Here is a 1,451-nt window from a genome sequence, read left to right on the forward strand (position 1 = left end):
CTAATTCTTTTTCATATTTCATCTGGTCTAAAGCCATGGCGGCATAAAAACCGGCCAATGAATTTTTGTTCTTATCCACAAAATTTAAGATTTCTGTAGAGAGATCAGCCATATTCTTTTCAAAACTGGGTAGGTATTTTTTTAGAACCGAATCCTGGTTTATGCCTTTTGCGCCTGCTTCGGCCTGGTATTGATTGGCCAACTTAGTGTTTTTAGCCGTATAAATATTGCTGATGCGGTTGTATTCTTTAATTTTTTCAGAATCTTCCGATCCGCTAACCGTGTAATTATGGTTTGGATCAGCCAAATCAGTTTTAAAATCAATATCGTTTCCGTTTTCGGCAATCAAATCAAACTCCTGGTCGCCGTTTTTGATTTTGTACAGGTTGGCAAATGACGTGGATTTTTTAAAGACAAATTTGTTCTGCTCGCTTAATTGTACCGAATCAATTACGCGAACGTTGGTCGAATCTGCTTCCAGCAAAAACACTTTTTGCTGTGCCGGATGTTCAATTTGCCCTTCAATCTTAAACGAATTTTTATCAGAACAAGCAGTTAAAAAGGCCAAAGCTGCAAGTGCCGGAACTATGATTTTTCTCATTTTTTATTTTTCTAATTTTTCTGCCAAGACGCGGTTTGCTGTTTTCGGGTCTATTTTTCCTTTGGATAGCTTCATCACTTCGCCCATAAACATGCCCAAAATCCCTTTTTTGCCTTTTTTATATTCTGATACTTTTTGTGGGTGCAATTGCAAAACCTGGTCAATGATCAAATCTAATTTTTCTTCGTTCCGGTCAATAAACAGGTTTAAAGCCGCAGCAGTTTCCATGGCTGTTTTTTTGGGATGGCGAACCAGTTCCTGAAAAAGCTGGTGCGCGGCCACCGTAATGCTGATCTTGCCTTCATCAACCAATTTAATCACTTCCGCAATTGTTTTCGGCTTCACCAAAAAATTGCCGATAAAAACAGTATGCGTGTTTAAATAAGATTTGATGCTGCCCATCATCCAATGCGCCGCCGCTTTATAATTGGTGGTTTCTTTGATCAATTCCTCAAAATAATTCACCAGTTCGTGGTCAGCGGTTAAAACGGAAGCTTCGTAATCGCTTAAACCCAATTGTTGCGTGTATTTCTCGTATAATTCTTCCGGTAACGCAGGCAGGTTTTTACGGATTTCTTCAATGTAAGCTTCTGTTAAAACGACGGGCGACAAATCCGGTTCCGGGAAATAGCGGTAATCATTTGCCATTTCTTTGCTGCGCAAAACAGAAGTTGTACCGGTATCCGCATCAAAATTCAACGTGTTTTGCTCAATCTTTTCGCCGCGCTCCAGCAGTTCAATTTGTCGGGCTGCTTCAAACTCAATCGCTTTTTGCACATTTTTGATGGAGTTAAGATTTTTTACCTCGCAACGCGTTCCGTACTTCGTTTCGCCTTTTTTGCGGACAGAA

Annotated in this window: 1 protein-coding gene and 1 pseudogene; both read right to left on the minus strand. The window is 40.0% G+C overall.

Features of this window, described 5'->3' with window-relative positions; all coding sequences use genetic code 11:
* On the minus strand, positions 1-601 hold a 601-nt coding region (locus Q0192_RS01940; protein WP_299285268.1), incomplete at its 3' end, for a DUF4369 domain-containing protein.
* Between the two features lie 3 nt (positions 602-604).
* Positions 605-1,451, minus strand: a pseudogene (gatB, locus tag Q0192_RS01945) (Asp-tRNA(Asn)/Glu-tRNA(Gln) amidotransferase GatCAB subunit B); the annotation flags it as partial.

This window comes from uncultured Mucilaginibacter sp., assembly GCF_937859865.1.
Taxonomy (GTDB): domain Bacteria; phylum Bacteroidota; class Bacteroidia; order Sphingobacteriales; family Sphingobacteriaceae; genus Mucilaginibacter_A.